We start from the raw sequence: 16656 nt of genomic DNA, 5'->3' as shown, positions 1-16656 counted from the left end.
ACTATGAACTAAGAGGTTTTTAGTTAAATTACATATTCAAGTCTAAGGAGGAAACTGCTATGGTTCAATTGATTGTGGGCAAGAAAGGGAAGGGAAAGACAAAATACCTTTTAGACAAAGTAAACAGTGAAATAAAGAGCACAACCGGCAGCATCGTATATCTGGACAAAAATTCAAAACATATGTATGAGCTTAATAATAAAATACGTTTGATTGACTGTTCCCGTTATCCCTTAAAGAACAGTGATGAATTAATTGGTTTTATCTGTGGAATTCTTTCTCAGGATCATGATTTGGAGCAGATGTATCTCGACAGTTTCCTGCGTAATGCAAAGCTGGAAGATGAGGAGGCAGCGAAGATAGAGGATTGTATCACTCAATTGGAAAATATCGGCAAGATTTTTAATGTAACTTTCGTATTCAGTATTTCAAAGGATAAAGGAGAGTTACCGGAATCCCTACATGATAAGATAGTCTTTGCCTTATAATAAAATTTTACCCGGGGTCCCAAATTCAAAAGGGTCATGTATTTTTATTCTTTCATAAAATACATGACCCTTTTTGAACTCTGCATTATAACTCAGGCATTATGACCATCGGTAATTCTTCCATATGCACTAATTAAGTACAAGCCGCAGATTCCAACGATGGTATAGATCGTTCTTGAAACCCATCCCAGGTCTCCAAACAAAAATGCTACCAGATCAAATTTTAATATACCAATCAATCCCCAGTTAATGGCTCCAATTATTACAATTGTAAGTGCTGTATAATCTAATCCTCTCGAATTCATTGTAATTCCTCCTGTTTTCGTAAGTCTTTATCTCTAATTTTCCCATATTTTCTAGATTTATACATGAGATTTAAAGAGATTTTAATTTAATCTTGAGAATTGCCTTACAAAATGTTAAAATAGTTATGGCTATTTATTTTGCTTAAGTACATATACAAGGGAGTATGATATTGGATGAAAATAAAGCATCGCAGAAAAGCGATAAGGGGCGTTTGCATCTGCGAAAACATATCAGTTGGAACATTGGTACAGTGATTTTTTTGGCACTGTTTCTTTATATACTTGTCTGTCTGATGCTATATTTAACAGCTGACCACATTAAATCTTACCAGGTGACTTCCGGACCCCTGTCCAGGAATGAAACCTGTACCGCCCTGGTCATGCGGGAAGAAACTGTTGTTGATTCCACCGCAAAAGGCTATGTCAACTATTTTGCACGAGATCTTTCAAAGATACGTCAAAATGGTATTGTATATGGTATCAGCACTTCTGCACAAAAAGAGTCAGCAAGGACCTTGGATGAAAACGATCTGATAAAGCTTCGTACAGATATCTCAAAATTCTCCAGATACTATACACCGAATAATTTTGATTCTGTATATGACTTCAAATACGCCCTTCGGGGAAGCCTGCTGTCTTTAGAAGGGACTCTTTCTGAGAACTCAGGCGAGAGCAGTTCTTCAAATGGTATCATGCTGGCTTCCAGTGAGAAAGACGGAATCGTTGTATACTCCGTAGACGGAATGGAAAGTCTAAAGGAGGAAGACTTAAAGCCAAGGGACTTTGAGAAAAAAAATTACCAGAAAAAAAATTTGAAAACAGGGGATTCCATTAACTCGGGAGATCCTGTTTATAAATTGGTTACCAGCGATGATTGGTCAATTTTATTTCCTGTATCGGATAAGCAGACAGTAAAACTAGAATCCAGAGAAAGAATAAAGGTCAAGTTTTTAAAAGACGGAGGGAGTGAAACAGGTGAACTTTCCATTATTACTGTTGATGACCAGCGCTATGCAAAGATAACATTTCATTCCGGTATGATTCGCTATGCCAATGAGCGATATCTTGATATTGAATTGGTTACGAATACCCGGAGTGGGTTGAAAATACCAATTTCTTCTATTGTAAAAAAAGAATTTTATACAGTACCTTCTGAAATGCTTACAAAAAACGATGAGAATACAGCAGGTTTTCTTAGAGAGATACAAGACAGAGACGGAAAAACAAAGAATGAATTCGTTAATGCAACTATATATGCCAGAGTGACCCAGGAAAATTCCCAACAGGAACTTATGTATCTGGATACAAGCCAACTGAAAGAGGGAGACGTTCTTGTAAATCCTGAGAACAATATCCGCTATACAGTAGGTGAAAAATCATTTCTGGAAGGTGTATACTGCATTAATAAAGGATATGCTGTTTTCCGGACAATCTCTATCATTGACCAGAATACAGAATTTTGTATTGTAGAATCCGGAACCCACTATGGTATCGCACAATTTGATTATATTGTTTTAGATGGAAGTACTGTTAATGAGAAAGAGATTGTTACTACCTGATTGTAATACAGGATTCTTTAGAGGAGGAACAGATTGGTATGTTACAGGAAAACCTTGAAGACGTAGAACTTAAAATACAAAGTGCCTGTGATCGTGCAGGTCGTAAGCGCAGTGAAGTCACACTGATTGCAGTGAGTAAGACAAAACCGGTTGAAATGCTCGAGGAAATATATGACTGTGGTCAAAGAGATTTTGGTGAGAATAAAGTTCAGGAGATGGTGGACAAGTATGAGGTACTGCCTTCAGATATCCGATGGCACCTGATAGGACACCTTCAGAGAAATAAAGTAAAGTATGTAGTGGACAAGGCCTGCCTGATTCATTCTGTAGATTCTATGCGGCTTGCAAAGGCAATTAGTGATGAGGCAGTGAAGAAACAATGTCAGGTATCTGTCCTGATTGAGGTAAATGTGGCAGCTGAAGAGAGCAAATTTGGTGTTTCTCCGGAGGAAGTCATTCCTTTCATTGAAGCAATTGCCGATTATCCAAATCTCCGCATTGAAGGCCTTATGACAATTGCACCTTATGTGGAATGCCCGGAAGATAACAGGGCAGTTTTTCGAGGATTGCGCCAATTAGGTGTTGACATCAATGAGAAAAACATTAATAATGTTAATGTGCATATTTTGAGCATGGGAATGACCAACGATTATGAAATTGCAATCGAAGAAGGGGCAACCATGGTTCGTGTCGGCACAGGGATTTTCGGAGTCCGTAATTACGGTACTTCCCACTAAATAATAGGAGATTATTAAAAAATGAGCGTATTAGACAAGTTTTTAGATGCAATCCGGTTAAATGACGATTACGACGATGAAGATGAATTCTTTGATGATGATATAGAAGATGATTACGAAGAGGAAAAGCCGAAAAGAAGGTTCTTCAAAACATTGGATGACGAAGATGATTATGATGAAGAATATGTAAAGCCCATAAAGAAAAAAAATGCATCGGTACATCAGCAGACAAAGTCTGTCCCACCTTCAAAACAAAATGTTCAGAAGCAGTCTAAACCGATTCAGCCAAAACAGACGGCCAAGGTAACCCCTATGAGGAAAAAGCAGGGAGGTTTCGGTATGGAAGTGTGTGTAATCAGACCAAGCTCCATGGAAGATACCAGAGAAATTGCAGATACACTTTTGGCAGACTGTACTGTAGTTTTGAATGTAGAAGGAATAGATGTAGAGGTAGCTCAGAGAATTATTGACTTTTCATCCGGAGCCTGCTATGCGATTAATGGTAATCTTCAGAAGGTATCCAGTTATATCTTTATCCTGACCCCATCCAATGTGGAGATATCAGGGGATATCCAGGACATTTTAAACGATGCCTTTGAGCTTCCCTCCATCCGTACCGATTTCTGACAGCAATGGAAAAAGAACTTTTGTTTAAAAGAAGGATGGAAGAACTGGCCGATTTGGCTTATCAGCGTGGTATTGTAACATTCAGTGATTTTCTGGATTTGCAGGAACAGCATATTTTACATAGCCTTAACTGGAGAGAACACGGGGTAACCTTACATCTCTCTGGCGGCTATGATTTGGCAGAGCGTCAGATGGCAGCATTTCTTCCTGATGCTCTTGTTTTTGAATGGAAATTTCCTTTTGTATGCGTTGAGATTCTGCCGCATTCCCTGAAATTTGCAGAACCTTTGACTCACAGAGATTATCTGGGAGCGGTACTTAATCTTGGCATTGACAGAAGCCGTCTGGGTGATTTAATGGTAAAATCCGGATGCGCTTATATATTTTGTGAAGAAAAAATTGCCGGGTTTATATGTAAAGAGTTGTGCAGAGTACGCCATACGACAGTAAGTACTTCTTTTTGTGAAGATATTACCCGTTTTCCAGAGCCGGACCGAAAGGAGATACAGGGGAGTGTTGCCTCTGTCCGCCTGGACAGTATCATCGCACTTGCATTTGGCGAATCCCGCAGCTCTATGGTATCTTTGATTGAAGGCGGCAAGGTGTATGTTAACGGAAAGCAGATAGTCTCTAATGGATATGTGCTGAAGGAAAAGGACGTTATATCTGTACGCGGAAAAGGAAAATTTCAGTATGGCAGGATTGTGAATCATACGAAAAAAGGCAGAAATATGGTAATTATTTACCGTTATCAATAGGAGGAGCGCAGATGGATGCATTGAGGATACAACAGAGGAAACCGAATGATATATTTTCCTATCAAATTGTGTGGGAAGACGGGTTTTCTGCACTAACGGCACACATAGGGAATATACAGCCAATAGCACGGAAATTTTGTATTGTAACGGACAGTAACGTGGCTGGACTATATCTTGGAGAAGTAACAGAAGTGCTTGAAGCTGCAGGTGCAAAAGTCAGCAGCTTTATCTTTCCTGCCGGAGAAGCATCTAAAAATCTGCTGACTGTACAGGAACTTTACAGACATCTGATTGAAGAAAGATATGACCGAAGTGATATGCTGGTTGCTCTGGGCGGAGGTGTAACAGGAGATTTGACCGGCTATGCAGCTGCCACATATCTTCGTGGCGTGGATTTCATTCAGGTTCCGACAACGCTTCTCGCTCAGGTAGACAGTAGTGTAGGTGGTAAGACTGGTGTTGATTTTGATCAGTACAAGAATATGGTTGGTGCCTTCCACCATCCCAGATTGGTATATATGAATATGAGCACATTGAGTTCTCTTCCCGACGATCAATTCGCAAGCGGTATTGGAGAAGTCTTAAAAACCGGACTGCTTGGAGATGGAGAATTCTACGAATGGACAATTAATCAGATGTCGGAAATTCAGGAACGCACCTATCCGGTTTTAGTCAAGATGATTCAAAGCTGTTGCAACATTAAACGTCAGATTGTGGAAAAGGATCCTGAGGAAAGGAATCTTCGGGCGATTCTGAATCTGGGACATACTGTGGGACATGCTATAGAAAAACTGAAAAACTTCGAGTTACTGCATGGTCAGTGTGTAGCCTTGGGCACCATAGCAGCCGCCTATATTTCATATAAGAGACAGTACCTGACCACAGAGGAATTATATGAAATCCGGGATATGAACGTTGGATTTGATCTTCCGATATTCGTTGATGGTCTCAATCCTTCCGATATTCTGGAGGCGACGAAGTCGGATAAGAAGATGGAACATGGTGAGATTAAATTTATCCTTCTGCAGTCCATCGGGCATGCTGTTGTTGACCGTACAGTAACAGACGATGAACTGCTGGAAGCGATTGATTTTATTGCAGGGGGGGAATAATGGGACTGAAAAAGAAGAACTGGGCTTATATTGGAATTGCCATACTTGCAATCACACTGCTGCTGGGTCTGGATCAGTGGACCAAACACCAGGCTGTCATTCATCTGAAAAACCAATCAAATATTGCACTTATAGAAGGTGTTTTGGAACTGCAATATCTTGAAAACAGGGGTGCGGCTTTCGGAGTACTGCAGAATCAGCAGTGGCTGTTCGTAATTCTCACTTTTGTATTTCTCGCGGTTGCATTTTATGTGTTTTGGAAATTACCAAAAGCACATCATTTTCTGCCTATATACTGGGTTTTTGTTGTATTGGCTGCCGGTGCTGTAGGTAATTTTATCGATCGTATCACTCAGAAGTATGTGGTGGATTTTATATACTTTAAGCTCATCAACTTTCCGATATTTAATGTGGCAGATATTTATCTTACACTTTCTACCGCAGCACTCTTTATTTTGATTTTATTTATTTATAAGGATACAGACTATGACCTGATTTTTCACAAAAGGGAGACCGACAATGACGGAATCTAAGTTGTTGATATTGGATGTAGAGCCGGAGCATGAAAATCTTCGGATTGACAAGTATCTTTCTGAACAGCTGGAGAATCTTTCCCGTAATTATCTGCAAAAGCTTTTGAAAGAAGGGAAGGTGATTGTAGATGGAGTCACTGTAAAGCCTAATTACAGGATAAACCAGGGAGAGAAAATTGAAATTTCAATACCTGAAAGACAGGAGACAAAACTGGAGCCGGAAGATATTCCTCTTGATATCCTTTATGAAGACAAAGATTTGATAGTAGTAAACAAACCTAAGGGGATGGTGGTTCATCCTGCACCGGGGCATTACAGTCATACACTTGTTAATGCGCTCATGTTTCACTGTAAGGACAATCTTTCTGGAATTAATGGAGTATTGCGCCCTGGAATTGTACACCGGATTGACAAGGATACCACCGGTGTGCTGGTTGTATGCAAGAATGATGCTGCTCATCAAAGCCTGTCACTTCAGCTTTCAGAGCATACAATCACCCGCAGATATCATGCCATTGTAATTGGAAATTTAAAACAGGAGGAGGGACGGATTGAGGGAAATATCGGCCGGCATCCCACAGACCGGAAAAAGATGTCCACAGGTGTCCGGAATGGAAAGCCTGCTGTGACCCATTATCATGTCCTTAAGCACCTGAACGGTTACACATATGTGGAATGCCGCCTGGAAACCGGCCGTACGCATCAGATTCGTGTTCACATGGCCAGTATTGGCCATCCACTTCTGGGGGATGACCTCTACGGCCCAAAAAAAAGAGCTATACCGCATCTCCAGGGACAGACACTTCATGCAATGTTACTGGGCTTTTGCCATCCCAGAACCGGTATATATATGGAATTTGGTGCACCTTTGCCTGATTACTTTGAAGACTTGCTTTTGAAGTTGGATTATCCCGATGCTTATTGTACTTTTTAGAAAATTTATGTTATAATAAGCAAAAGAAACCCATTGGAAGCATCCAATTTGGAAGTTTCTATTCCTAAGAAGGGAGAGATGCAGTATGAGAACAATCATTACAATCGGAAGACAGTATGGAAGTGCCGGTCACCAGATTGGCAAGGCTTTAGCAGATGATTTGGGAATTGCCTATTATGATAAGGAATTACTGGAGAGAGCGGCAAAGGAAAGCGGTATGTGTGAGGAATTGTTTGAAAGCCATGATGAAAAGCCGACCAACAGCTTTTTATATTCTTTGGTGATGGATACCTACTCCTTTGGATTTGGTGCGGGCTCTCTGGCAGATATGCCTCTTAATCAAAAAGTTTTCCTTGCTCAGTTCAATGCGATTAAGAAAATCGCAGAGGAAGGTCCCTGCGTCATGATTGGACGCTGTGCTGATTATGCCCTGGCAGAAAATCCGAATTGTCTGAGCATATTCATTCGTGCGGATCTTCAGCATCGAATCAGGAGAATCGCGGCAAAATACGATTTAACCGATTCAAAAGCAAAAGAGAAGATTTTAAAGACAGATAAACGGCGTTCCAGTTATTATAACTATTATACCAGCAAAAAGTGGGGGGACATTGACAGTTACAACATGAGTTTTGACAGTGGATTACTGGGTATAAGCGGAACTGTTGAGATGATCAAGAAGGCTGTAGAGTGGAAAGAAAAAGCAAGTGCAGATAAAGAGATGATTTACAATGTGATCAAATACTAATACATGAAAAGTCAATGATACAGCTCATATGGTTAAGCTGAAAACATCAAAAACAGAGTAGGGAGCATACCAGATGAATTTAAATAAGTTCCGTCAGCAGATTCGCTGGGGTATTACAATCTTTTTCGTCATAGCGGCAAGCCTGATTTTTTATTTTGTACTTTTTCATATGGATATTTTAAGGCATGGCATCAGTAAGATATTGACCGTATTTCTTCCCCTGATCTATGGAGCGGTGATTGCCTACCTTTTTAACCCAATTGTAAAATTTTTTGAGAAGTACACACTAAAACTGATAAAAAAATTCCGCTTCGCCCTTACGGATAGAAAGAAGAAGATAACCCGGCTGATCTGTGTTCTGTTCACCATATTTTTATTCCTTCTGGCTATATATGCTCTTTTAGCTATGCTGGTTCCTGAACTGCTTGGAAGCATCAGAAGCATCATTGAAAACTTTCCTGTATATATGTCCAATATAAAGGAATGGCTTTCCAGGATTCTTAAAAACAATCCGGACCTGGAGTCTTCTGCCAATGAGTTTATTGATAAATACTTGAATAAAGCCTGGGAATGGGTCAGCAGTGGAATCTTACCCCGTATTAACGATCTGATTAAAGGATTTTCTATCGGGCTTATGGGATTTGTGAGTTTTTTGATGAATATTGTGCTTGGGATTATTATTTCCATCTATATTCTGTACAGCAGAGAAAGTTTGATTGCAAATGCGAAAAAGGCATTATATGCACTATTTAAAACAGAAACTGCCACACAATTTATCAAAGATGTACAATATGTAAACCATACGTTTGGCGGCTATATTACAGGGATGATTCTTGATTCTGTGAATATTGGAATCATGTGCTATATTGGGGCACTTTTTTTAAATCTGCCTTATGCACTCTTGATCAGCGTAATCGTGGCTGTTACGAATGTGATTCCATTCTTTGGGCCTTATCTCGGAGGAGTTCCCAGCGCTTTGCTGATTCTCCTGGTTGACCCTTTGAAAGCACTATATTTTGTACTTTTCATCTTTTTACTCCAGCAGTTGGATGGAAATGTAATTGCTCCCAGAATACTGGGAGGCTCCACCGGACTCACAGGCTTTATGGTTGTGGTATCAATCACCATAGGCGGCGGACTGTTCGGCATCCCGGGTATGTTGATTGGAGTTCCGGTATGTGCTGTGTTCTGTACGATTATAAAGAACTATATAGAAGGAAGATTAAAAGAAAAGAGTCTTCCTACAGACCGGGAGTTTTATAAAGATATTGATCATTTGAATTCAAAAAACAATCAGAGAATTTTGTATAGTGATAAGGATATCAATCCGGAAGAAGTGTTCCGTTATAAAAGCAGAAGAGACAGGGAAAAAAAAGATGGAGCAAAATCGATTAAATAAAATACAGGACTTATTAAAGAAGAAAAATATAGATTTCTCTTATACACTGGAAGATGGATGCGGAAGCATTGATTTCATGCACAGGGGACTTTCTTACCATATCTGGGAATACGCAGATGAAGAAATACCCTGTGGCGTTGAAACCAATATTTTCCATGCAGGCCGTTCAGAAGAGATAGAAGGTGACTACGAATCGATTCTGGCTGATGAGATTCGTTCATGGTGAAAAGTACAGAGGAAGGAAGACACTTCTATACTTTTCACCATTATATTTCTACTCTCACGATAGATTCGATATCATCGTCGTTCAAGTTTTCTTTTTGAATGAGAAGGCTTGCCAGTTTCTCAAGAATCTTATAATTCTTAACCATCAGTTCCTTTGTTTCGTCATAGAGTAAATTCGAGGTTTCCCGACATCGGCTCAGAAGCTCCGCATCATGCGCTGACTCATAATCAGAGATATGAAAGAGCCCCATCTTCTGGTCCATCCCATATTTGCCCACATAATTAACCAGCAAATCGGAAGCCTTTGTGATATCATTGCTTGCACCTGTAGTAACATTCTCCTCACCAAAGACCAGTTCCTCGGCAATTCTTCCTGCAAATAATACCTTAATGTTTGATTCTAGCTGCGATTTTGTATAGTAAAGAGTATCTTTTGGAATACTGATTGAAAATCCGCCGGCACCACTTACACTGGGGATTATGGTTACTTTGGATATATAATTATCCGGCAGCAGAAGCTTTGTTATCAATGCATGTCCGGCCTCATGAAATGCTGTAATTTTGCGGTCTTTCTCTGTAATATAGCTTCTATCACTCTTTTCAGGTCCCGCGATAATCGTGGTAAATGCTTTGTCTATATGCATTTGCCTGATTTCATCGTCATCATCATTAGCTGCCATAATTGCTGCTTCATTTAAGAGATTCTCAAGCATTGCACCGCTGAAATAAACTGTAGACTTCGCCAGTTCATGCAGCGAGACCTCATTGGAAACGGATTTTGTTCTGCTATGTAGTTTCAGGATTCTTTCCCTGGCATGAATATCCGGCAGGCCTATTTCAATCTGCCTGTCAAATCTTCCTGGTCTTGTAAGCGCTTCGTCTAAGGTATCCAGCCGATTCGTAGCCGCAATTACAATAATTCCTTCTCGTTCATGGAAACCGGACATTTCTGTCAGAAGAGCGTTTAGGGTCTGATCACGCTCATCATTACTGCTGGAAGGTGTTTGTCCTCTTTTTTTACCTATTGCATCTATCTCGTCGATAAATATAACGGCTTTATCATGCTTCTTAGCCTTTTTAAATAAATCACGAACTCTGCCCGCACCCACTCCTACATAAGTCTGAACAAAATCAGATCCGCTCATAGCATAAAAAGGAACGCCTGCCTCCCCGGCAATTGCCTTTGCCATCAATGTCTTTCCGGTTCCGGGAGGACCATAGAAGAGAATCCCCCGGGGCATTTTGGCACCTGTTTTCTCATATTTTTCCGGATATTGTATGAACTGTATGATATCCTGCACCATGGCTTTTGCCTCTATATTACCTGCAATATCCGATAAGGTACAATTAGAAAGAGATGCTGCATCTTCAATGAGAATTTCTTTTCTGTTCTTTTTAAAAATAAAGATGACAATGCCTCCAATCAAGAGTATAAAGATGACCCTAAGGACACCATTAGCTCCGGATACAGATCCATATTGAATATCTATATCATTTTTTAGAAGAAATTCTGTAAAATTATCTGTTTTAGGATTTGGGACCTTATATGTAATTTTCTCATCCTTCAACTTCACATTCATATAATTATCTTCCGTGGAGAGTATCACTTTGCTGACATCTTTCTGTTCAGCAAGCTCCATAAACCTGTTATAAGACATGGGTACAACTGTCCTGGCATTGAAATATATTCCGATACCGACAGCCCCCACAAGGAAGAGGGCCAGGCAAAGAATAAGCCGTTGTTTTCGCTGCTTCATTATATAGCCTCCATATTATGATCTTGTTATAGACTTACTGTAACACTTAACGGCAGAAGGTTCCATGTATAATTTCTGGAAATTGAAGTATTACTGTTTACTCATTTAAATAACAATTCTTTATTTTATAATTTGATTAATAATAAAAAATGCGGTATGATAGATGTATTCACAAAGAAAGGATCTTTATATGAAAGGATACCAGTTAAAAATTACAATTAAGGGAAGCAGGCCGCCGATTTGGCGCAGAGTCATTGTCCCTGAGATGATTACATTTGCAGATTTGGATAAAATTATTGAAGAAATCTTCGGATGGACGCATGAGCATTTATATGAATTTTATTTTTCAAGCATTGATGAAACCTTTGCTTTAGACCCTGATTTAGATGATAATGATGTAGATACAGTATATATTGACGAATGGATGTGGGAGGGGGAGCAGTTTACTTATATCTACGATTTCGGAGACTACTGGGAACATACGATCTGTGTTGAAAAGATTGTTTCCTATGAGAATCGATATCCAATCGTATTGAAGTCAAAAGGACCTTATATGATTGAAGATTGTGGCGGAATTTATGATTTTTATGCAACCATTGATGATGCGGAAGCGTTTAATCTTGAAGATGCCAATCGCCAACTGAAAAAATACAGTTTTAAAATCTCTGAAACAGACAAAAACAATAATCTTCATGCTGAATTTAACAACTATATTGATCAGTATTTGGAAGAGTCTTCAATGAAGCAACAACTGGCAGAAAAAATAATTGCGGACAATCCTGATGATTTTAATATATCCACCCTTGAGGAGATGTTTTTACAATATTCAAAAGAGAGTTTAAAAACAATAGCCAAACATCATAAATTCACGAAATATAGTAGTCTAAAAAAAGCTGAACTGTCAAAATGGCTGTCAAACCATCTTTTAGAAACTTCATACATGAAACGTATACTTGAAAATACTTCGGAAGAAGAGATCGAATACTTCGAAGATGCGCTGCATAGAAATTCTATCTGGATACCAGAGGATTTGATGGCTGACTCTTTGTTTCTGTGTACTTATGGTGCTTATAATCAATTTGGCATCTATTACATACCTGATGATGTGCAAAAAAAGTACACAGAGCTTATGACAGCCGGCTTCAGAAAAAAGCTGAAGAGAAAATGGATGTTAGCGTGCTACTCTGAAAGTGCATGTTTCCTCTACGGAATTATTCCGCTTGATAAATTTACAGAGATTGTCAATTTTTATGAAAAAGAAACTTATTCACGAAAAGAAGTACAAGAACTTTTGGCATGCCTGGAGGAGGCGGACATATATGCCTTTACGTTGAAGGATAATCTGCTGATAGATGAAGAATTGCTAGAAGATGATCTCTACAAAAATCTGCTGAATGCCCAGGGTAATGTTCCTTTTTATGTCCCAGCTGATGAGAGTGAATTTATTGCGTATGGCGAATTCAATTGCGAGGATCCCAATGAATATACGCAGCGATTTATTCTGTATCTACAAAACGCGTATAATTTGACAGAGGATGAATCCATTGAGATTTTTTATACGATACAAGATGCCATCCGTGCTAACTATCCAATAGAAGCTCTGCTTGATATGCTGGAAGAATTGTTTGATTTGTATGGGAAAAAGATAGTAAGAGGGAAAAAGATTGATAAAGCAATTGGCGAACTGCAGAAATTGATGCGAAACACCAGACTTCTGGCATTAAGAGGAAATACCTTAGCGGAAATACAGCAGACGAAGGAAGAGAAACGACTGGATAGAAGTGTAGTGGTACAGGAAACATCAAACAAAATCATACCGTTTAACAGCAAAAAGAAAATATATCCAAATGATTTATGTCCATGTGGAAGTGGCAAGAAGTATAAGAACTGCTGCAAAAATAAATAGAAGATAAATGTTCATTCCTCGCGAAGCTTTACGGCCTTAGCAGCTTTCCTGCGTCTGCTATCATCCATTGCCGCATAGTGTTTCTTCGTGGTATTTACATCCTTATGTCCTAATACATCGGCTACCAGATAGATATCCCCGGTTTCCTGATAAAGATTCGTTCCATATGTACTTCGCAGCTTATGAGGAGTGATTTTTTTTGTGGTGGTAACCTGCCTGGAATATTTTTTAACAAGATTTTCAACGGTCTTCACATTGATTCTTTTTTTCTGAGAAGAATAGAAGAGTGCATGTTCATGCCCTGACAAAGGGGTAATCCCTTTTCGGATTTCCAGGTAATCCTTTAATGCTTTTTCGACCTCTTTGCCAAAATAAACAAACATTTCACTGCCGCCTTTTCGAAGCAGTTTCAAAGCGTTATTTTTAAAATCCAGATCCTCTACATCCAGACCAACGCATTCCGAGACCCGAACACCTGTTCCCAGCAGAAGAGTAATAATCGCAAGATCCCTGTACCTGGTTTTCTCATAATATTTTCTCTGATGAGGGGTAAGCTCATCACCACAGGATTCAACAAAATCTAGTAGTTTAGCCACCTCGTCTGCATCCAGCCGTATAATTTCCTTTTCATGTAGTTTCGGCATATCAATAAGAAGTGTTGGGTTATTTTGTATCATTTCATGCTTATAATAATAGGCATAAAAGGTTCTAAGAGCCGAAATTTTACGTTTCAGGCCACGTTCGCCGTTCGTAATATATTCATCATCGTCCAGAGGCTTGTAGGCCTTCAGATGCTCAATATATTCCTCAAGATCTAAAGCGGTGATATTGTCCATATCAGCCAGTGTAAATTCCTGCATGGTAAATTTACGATAAGCAGGATTTTCAGTTAATAGAAATTGAAAGAAAATCCGGATATCATAGGCGTATTTGATGCGTGTACTTGTAGATGTCGTTGTGCTTATGGCACGAAAAAAATCCTTTACAAAGTCCGGCAGAGTTCTTAAAACTTCGCGCAGTTTCAGTGTATTATCAATATCAATTTGTTCGTGATAGGTTGTCCGTTTTTCCATGAAAATCCTTTCTAAATCAAGTATGATCAAAATACATAATTAAGAGTGGTTATCTGTATTTGCGTTCCAACTATTCGAAAAACCTGTGTTTCCCGAATAGTTGTATGTGTATATATCATACTCTTTATTTCCTTTAATGTCAATATAATAACATTAGAAAAAGAGAGTATTCTGCATCTCCCTTTTTCTAATATATCCTATACTCCTATAATTTAAATTTGAGCCGTAAAATATCTAAGCTGTCTGTTTTTTCCTGTTGCTTCTTACAATGCAGGAAAGTGTAAAGTTTATTACAAAATACACCAGTGCAACAAATCCAAAGATGATAAACACTCGTACGGTTTGATTTACGGTACTGTCTATCTGTGCAGACATAATCCACTTGCTGTTATTGAAGAACTCTTCTATCGCTACCTGTGCAAGGAATGAAGTATCCTTTATTACTGTTATAACCTGTGACAGCAAGGCCGGCACAATGGCTTTAAAGCACTGCGGTAATATAATGTGTATCATCGTCTGAAAAAATCCAAATCCCTGGGAATACGCTGCCTCAAACTGTCCTTGAGGAATGGAGTTTAATCCACCCCGGACGATCTCAGCCATAACCGCACTGGTAAACAGCGTAAATGCCAGTATTCCGGAATACATTGGGGCATCAAATGGTTCCGGCATCCGCACCATAAATCGAATGGCTAATACCCATAAAAGATTAGGCGTATTCCTGAAAATCTCTATATAGGTCACACTCACTGCCTTTAATGCTTTATTTCCGTAAGTACGAAACAGGGCAAGTATCGTTCCGAATATCGTACTTAGTATAATGGATATCAGCGCCACATAAAGTGTTACTCCCAATCCTCTCAGCATATATAATATATTACCTTGTGTAAATACTGAATGGAATGCATTTATAAATTCATTCATCTTATGCTTCCCCCTTTCCTATATCATAGGCTGAGAGCAAAGCCGTATAGTCCTTCGGATGCGGGGTTGCTCCAAACCTTTTCTCCAGATATCCCGATAATCTGGCAAGCGGAAAACAGATGATAAAGTATAAAACGCCTACTACCAGATAAGCAGGTCCATATGCCAGTGTACTGGAGGCAAAGGAATCGGCCTGATACATCAGATCGCCCCCTGCAATGATTGCCAGAATTGAGGTGTTTTTAATCAGATTAGCGGCTATATTCGTCAAAGGAGGCAGCATTACTTTTAACGCCTGAGGCAGTATAATGTGTCCCATGATTTGAACGTAGTCAAAGCCCTGAGAAAGTGCCGCTTCTGACTGCCCTTTTGGTACTGCCATGATTCCTGTCCTTACTACCTCAGACATATATGCACCATGGTAAATACCAACGCCTATGATACCGATTGTTTTAACCGGAATCGTAATTCCCATATAGGGAAATGCATTATACATAAAAAACACCTGTACCAGTAATGGTGTATTCTGAAAAAATTCCACATAGACGCGGGCTATGCCCCTTAAAATCCTGTTATGGCTTGTGGAAAGAACGCCAAATATAACACCCAGAGCCAATGATAGAATCAGTCCTATTATGACAATATATAAGGTCGTGCCAAACCCCTGAATAAAGGGACCGAAATTATGAAATAATTTCTCCCACTTTTCTGCTGAAAATGCATTCATGAATCCAACCCCCATTTCTCCATAAGCTTATCCAACGCTCCGTCTGCCTTCATCTCAGAAATAGCTTCATCTGCTTTTTCAGCTAATTTTGTATTTCTCTTAGCAATTGCAATACCATATTCCTGGGGTGAGAATTCGTCGGGAAGTAGCATCAGTGTATCATTTAAGTAACCACTCAGGATAGAACCATCCACAGAAAAACAGTCCACACGGCCGGAATCCAACGCCGCCCTGATTTCCGGGTAGCTTGAAAATTCACTGAACTTCAAAGTAATACCTGCTTCATCTGCAGCCTGCTGAAGTGACTGCTTCGTGGTTGCAGATTGCGAAACTCCAATCACCTTACCATCCAGCCCTTTGAAATCTTCAATACCTGATGATTTTTTTACCATCAGCTTCACATGATCTGTATAATAAGGCTGAGTAAAATTGTAGGTTTCTTTTCTTTCATCTGTTATCGTAAATGTAGCGGCTACCATATCCAGCTCTCCTGTTTCCAGAAGCGGTCCTCTTGTTTTGGCCGTTACAGCCTCAAGTTCAACCTTTACATCTTCACCAAAAACTCTTTTGGCAATTTCTTTTGCCACATCAATTTCAAAGCCTTCATATTCACGTGTATCAATATTCATTAAACCGAAATTCGGAACATCGTTCTTGCAGCCGATTTTTATTGCCTTCTTGTCTAATATAGCGTCCCCATCTGCATTTCCACATCCTGTCATTACAATTATAATCAGCAGTGCAGACAACAGTATGGAGGATATTTTTTTTGTTTTCTTCATAGCCTCTCTCCTTTTAAATCCTGTTATGAATACAGGAAACCTGCCACTGGCAGCTTTCCTTGCAT

Annotated in this window: 18 protein-coding genes; 12 read left to right on the top strand and 6 right to left on the bottom strand. The window is 39.4% G+C overall.

The annotated features are described in order from the left end of the window. The first annotated feature begins 59 nt into the window (after positions 1 to 59). Entirely contained in the window at positions 60 to 488 is a 429-nt protein-coding gene (locus tag KNL20_RS07430) for a twitching motility protein PilT (protein ID WP_230399955.1), read from the top strand. A 92-nt stretch (positions 489 to 580) separates the two neighbouring features. Here KNL20_RS07430 and KNL20_RS07425 read toward each other — a convergent pair whose 3' ends face one another. Then, a complete protein-coding gene (locus KNL20_RS07425; RefSeq protein ID WP_230399954.1) occupies positions 581 to 793 on the bottom strand; it encodes a DUF378 domain-containing protein in 213 nt (70 codons plus the stop codon). 170 nt (positions 794 to 963) lie between these two features. Here KNL20_RS07425 and KNL20_RS07420 point away from each other — a divergent pair, with 170 nt between their 5' ends. From KNL20_RS07420 to KNL20_RS07375, 10 genes are all read left to right on the top strand, one after another. Further along, complete coding sequence (locus tag KNL20_RS07420; protein WP_230399953.1) at positions 964 to 2352, top strand: HlyD family efflux transporter periplasmic adaptor subunit; 1389 nt, start codon at positions 964 to 966, stop codon at positions 2350 to 2352. Between the two features lie 38 nt (positions 2353 to 2390). Continuing rightward, on the top strand, positions 2391 to 3089 hold the full coding sequence (locus tag KNL20_RS07415) for a YggS family pyridoxal phosphate-dependent enzyme (RefSeq protein WP_230399952.1): 699 nt from the start codon (positions 2391 to 2393) through the stop codon (positions 3087 to 3089). Between the two features lie 21 nt (positions 3090 to 3110). Beyond that, positions 3111 to 3716: a cell division protein SepF gene (locus KNL20_RS07410; protein ID WP_230399951.1), complete on the top strand. Its 606-nt coding sequence runs from the start codon at positions 3111 to 3113 to the stop codon at positions 3714 to 3716. Positions 3717 to 3736: 20 nt separating this feature from the next. After that, entirely contained in the window at positions 3737 to 4474 is a 738-nt protein-coding gene (locus KNL20_RS07405; protein ID WP_329957512.1) for a YlmH family RNA-binding protein, read from the top strand. An 11-nt stretch (positions 4475 to 4485) separates the two neighbouring features. Further along, positions 4486 to 5586: a 3-dehydroquinate synthase gene (aroB, locus tag KNL20_RS07400; protein ID WP_230399949.1), complete on the top strand. Its 1101-nt coding sequence runs from the start codon at positions 4486 to 4488 to the stop codon at positions 5584 to 5586. Then, positions 5586 to 6119: a signal peptidase II gene (gene lspA, locus KNL20_RS07395; protein ID WP_230399948.1), complete on the top strand. Its 534-nt coding sequence runs from the start codon at positions 5586 to 5588 to the stop codon at positions 6117 to 6119. The genes aroB and lspA overlap by 1 nt, the downstream gene beginning before the upstream one ends. Then, positions 6106 to 7053 carry an RluA family pseudouridine synthase gene (locus KNL20_RS07390; protein ID WP_230399947.1) on the top strand — a complete coding sequence of 316 codons (948 nt, stop codon included), beginning with the start codon at positions 6106 to 6108 and terminating at the stop codon, positions 7051 to 7053. Before lspA ends, KNL20_RS07390 begins: the two co-directional genes overlap by 14 nt. 85 nt (positions 7054 to 7138) lie before the next feature. After that, on the top strand, positions 7139 to 7798 hold the full coding sequence (locus tag KNL20_RS07385; protein ID WP_230399946.1) for a cytidylate kinase-like family protein: 660 nt from the start codon (positions 7139 to 7141) through the stop codon (positions 7796 to 7798). Positions 7799 to 7871: 73 nt separating this feature from the next. Next, positions 7872 to 9197 carry an AI-2E family transporter gene (locus KNL20_RS07380; protein WP_230399945.1) on the top strand — a complete coding sequence of 442 codons (1326 nt, stop codon included), beginning with the start codon at positions 7872 to 7874 and terminating at the stop codon, positions 9195 to 9197. Then, positions 9175 to 9423: a kinase gene (locus KNL20_RS07375; protein WP_230399944.1), complete on the top strand. Its 249-nt coding sequence runs from the start codon at positions 9175 to 9177 to the stop codon at positions 9421 to 9423. Before KNL20_RS07380 ends, KNL20_RS07375 begins: the two co-directional genes overlap by 23 nt. Positions 9424 to 9463: 40 nt before the next feature. Here KNL20_RS07375 and KNL20_RS07370 read toward each other — a convergent pair whose 3' ends face one another. Further along, entirely contained in the window at positions 9464 to 11179 is a 1716-nt protein-coding gene (locus KNL20_RS07370) for an ATP-dependent metallopeptidase FtsH/Yme1/Tma family protein (protein ID WP_230399943.1), read from the bottom strand. 163 nt (positions 11180 to 11342) lie between these two features. Between KNL20_RS07370 and KNL20_RS07365 the strand changes: the two genes are divergently transcribed. Further along, positions 11343 to 13085: a plasmid pRiA4b ORF-3 family protein gene (locus tag KNL20_RS07365; RefSeq protein WP_230399942.1), complete on the top strand. Its 1743-nt coding sequence runs from the start codon at positions 11343 to 11345 to the stop codon at positions 13083 to 13085. A gap of 11 nt (positions 13086 to 13096) precedes the next feature. Here KNL20_RS07365 and KNL20_RS07360 read toward each other — a convergent pair whose 3' ends face one another. The 4 genes from KNL20_RS07360 to KNL20_RS07345 all read right to left on the bottom strand — a co-directional run bounded on the left by KNL20_RS07360 (position 13097) and on the right by KNL20_RS07345 (position 16591). Beyond that, positions 13097 to 14158, bottom strand: coding sequence for a tyrosine-type recombinase/integrase (locus KNL20_RS07360; protein ID WP_230399941.1), 1062 nt, complete (start codon positions 14156 to 14158; stop codon positions 13097 to 13099). Between the two features lie 234 nt (positions 14159 to 14392). Then, a complete protein-coding gene (locus tag KNL20_RS07355) occupies positions 14393 to 15082 on the bottom strand; it encodes an amino acid ABC transporter permease (RefSeq protein WP_230399940.1) in 690 nt (229 codons plus the stop codon). Between the two features lies 1 nt (position 15083). Then, positions 15084 to 15809 (bottom strand): amino acid ABC transporter permease, encoded by a 726-nt coding sequence (locus tag KNL20_RS07350; protein ID WP_230399939.1) that lies wholly within the window; start codon positions 15807 to 15809, stop codon positions 15084 to 15086. Next, positions 15806 to 16591, bottom strand: a complete 786-nt coding sequence (locus tag KNL20_RS07345; protein ID WP_230399938.1) for a transporter substrate-binding domain-containing protein — start codon at positions 16589 to 16591, stop codon at positions 15806 to 15808. Before KNL20_RS07345 ends, KNL20_RS07350 begins: the two co-directional genes overlap by 4 nt. Positions 16592 to 16656 lie beyond the last annotated feature (65 nt).

This window comes from Novisyntrophococcus fermenticellae (assembly GCF_018866245.1).
GTDB classification, from domain to species: Bacteria; Bacillota; Clostridia; order Lachnospirales; family Lachnospiraceae; genus Novisyntrophococcus; species Novisyntrophococcus fermenticellae.
Note: the sequence above shows the minus strand (reverse complement) of the source record. Positions and strands in the feature narration are given on the sequence as shown.

What these genes read in the sequence shown, in the direction of transcription:
- aroB (WP_230399949.1), top strand. Translation starts at nt 4,486, where the DNA reads ATGGATGCATTGAGGATACAACAGAGGAAACCGAATGATATATTTTCC.
- KNL20_RS07430 (WP_230399955.1), top strand. Translation starts at nt 60, where the DNA reads ATGGTTCAATTGATTGTGGGCAAGAAAGGGAAGGGAAAGACAAAATAC.
- KNL20_RS07365 (WP_230399942.1), top strand. Translation starts at nt 11,343, where the DNA reads ATGTATTCACAAAGAAAGGATCTTTATATGAAAGGATACCAGTTAAAA.
- KNL20_RS07380 (WP_230399945.1), top strand. Translation starts at nt 7,872, where the DNA reads ATGAATTTAAATAAGTTCCGTCAGCAGATTCGCTGGGGTATTACAATC.
- KNL20_RS07410 (WP_230399951.1), top strand. Translation starts at nt 3,111, where the DNA reads ATGAGCGTATTAGACAAGTTTTTAGATGCAATCCGGTTAAATGACGAT.
- KNL20_RS07355 (WP_230399940.1), bottom strand. Translation starts at nt 15,082, where the DNA reads ATGAATGAATTTATAAATGCATTCCATTCAGTATTTACACAAGGTAAT.
- KNL20_RS07415 (WP_230399952.1), top strand. Translation starts at nt 2,391, where the DNA reads ATGTTACAGGAAAACCTTGAAGACGTAGAACTTAAAATACAAAGTGCC.
- KNL20_RS07385 (WP_230399946.1), top strand. Translation starts at nt 7,139, where the DNA reads ATGAGAACAATCATTACAATCGGAAGACAGTATGGAAGTGCCGGTCAC.
- KNL20_RS07390 (WP_230399947.1), top strand. Translation starts at nt 6,106, where the DNA reads ATGACGGAATCTAAGTTGTTGATATTGGATGTAGAGCCGGAGCATGAA.
- KNL20_RS07425 (WP_230399954.1), bottom strand. Translation starts at nt 793, where the DNA reads ATGAATTCGAGAGGATTAGATTATACAGCACTTACAATTGTAATAATT.
- KNL20_RS07375 (WP_230399944.1), top strand. Translation starts at nt 9,175, where the DNA reads ATGGAGCAAAATCGATTAAATAAAATACAGGACTTATTAAAGAAGAAA.
- KNL20_RS07370 (WP_230399943.1), bottom strand. Translation starts at nt 11,179, where the DNA reads ATGAAGCAGCGAAAACAACGGCTTATTCTTTGCCTGGCCCTCTTCCTT.
- KNL20_RS07345 (WP_230399938.1), bottom strand. Translation starts at nt 16,591, where the DNA reads ATGAAGAAAACAAAAAAAATATCCTCCATACTGTTGTCTGCACTGCTG.
- KNL20_RS07360 (WP_230399941.1), bottom strand. Translation starts at nt 14,158, where the DNA reads ATGGAAAAACGGACAACCTATCACGAACAAATTGATATTGATAATACA.
- KNL20_RS07350 (WP_230399939.1), bottom strand. Translation starts at nt 15,809, where the DNA reads ATGAATGCATTTTCAGCAGAAAAGTGGGAGAAATTATTTCATAATTTC.
- lspA (WP_230399948.1), top strand. Translation starts at nt 5,586, where the DNA reads ATGGGACTGAAAAAGAAGAACTGGGCTTATATTGGAATTGCCATACTT.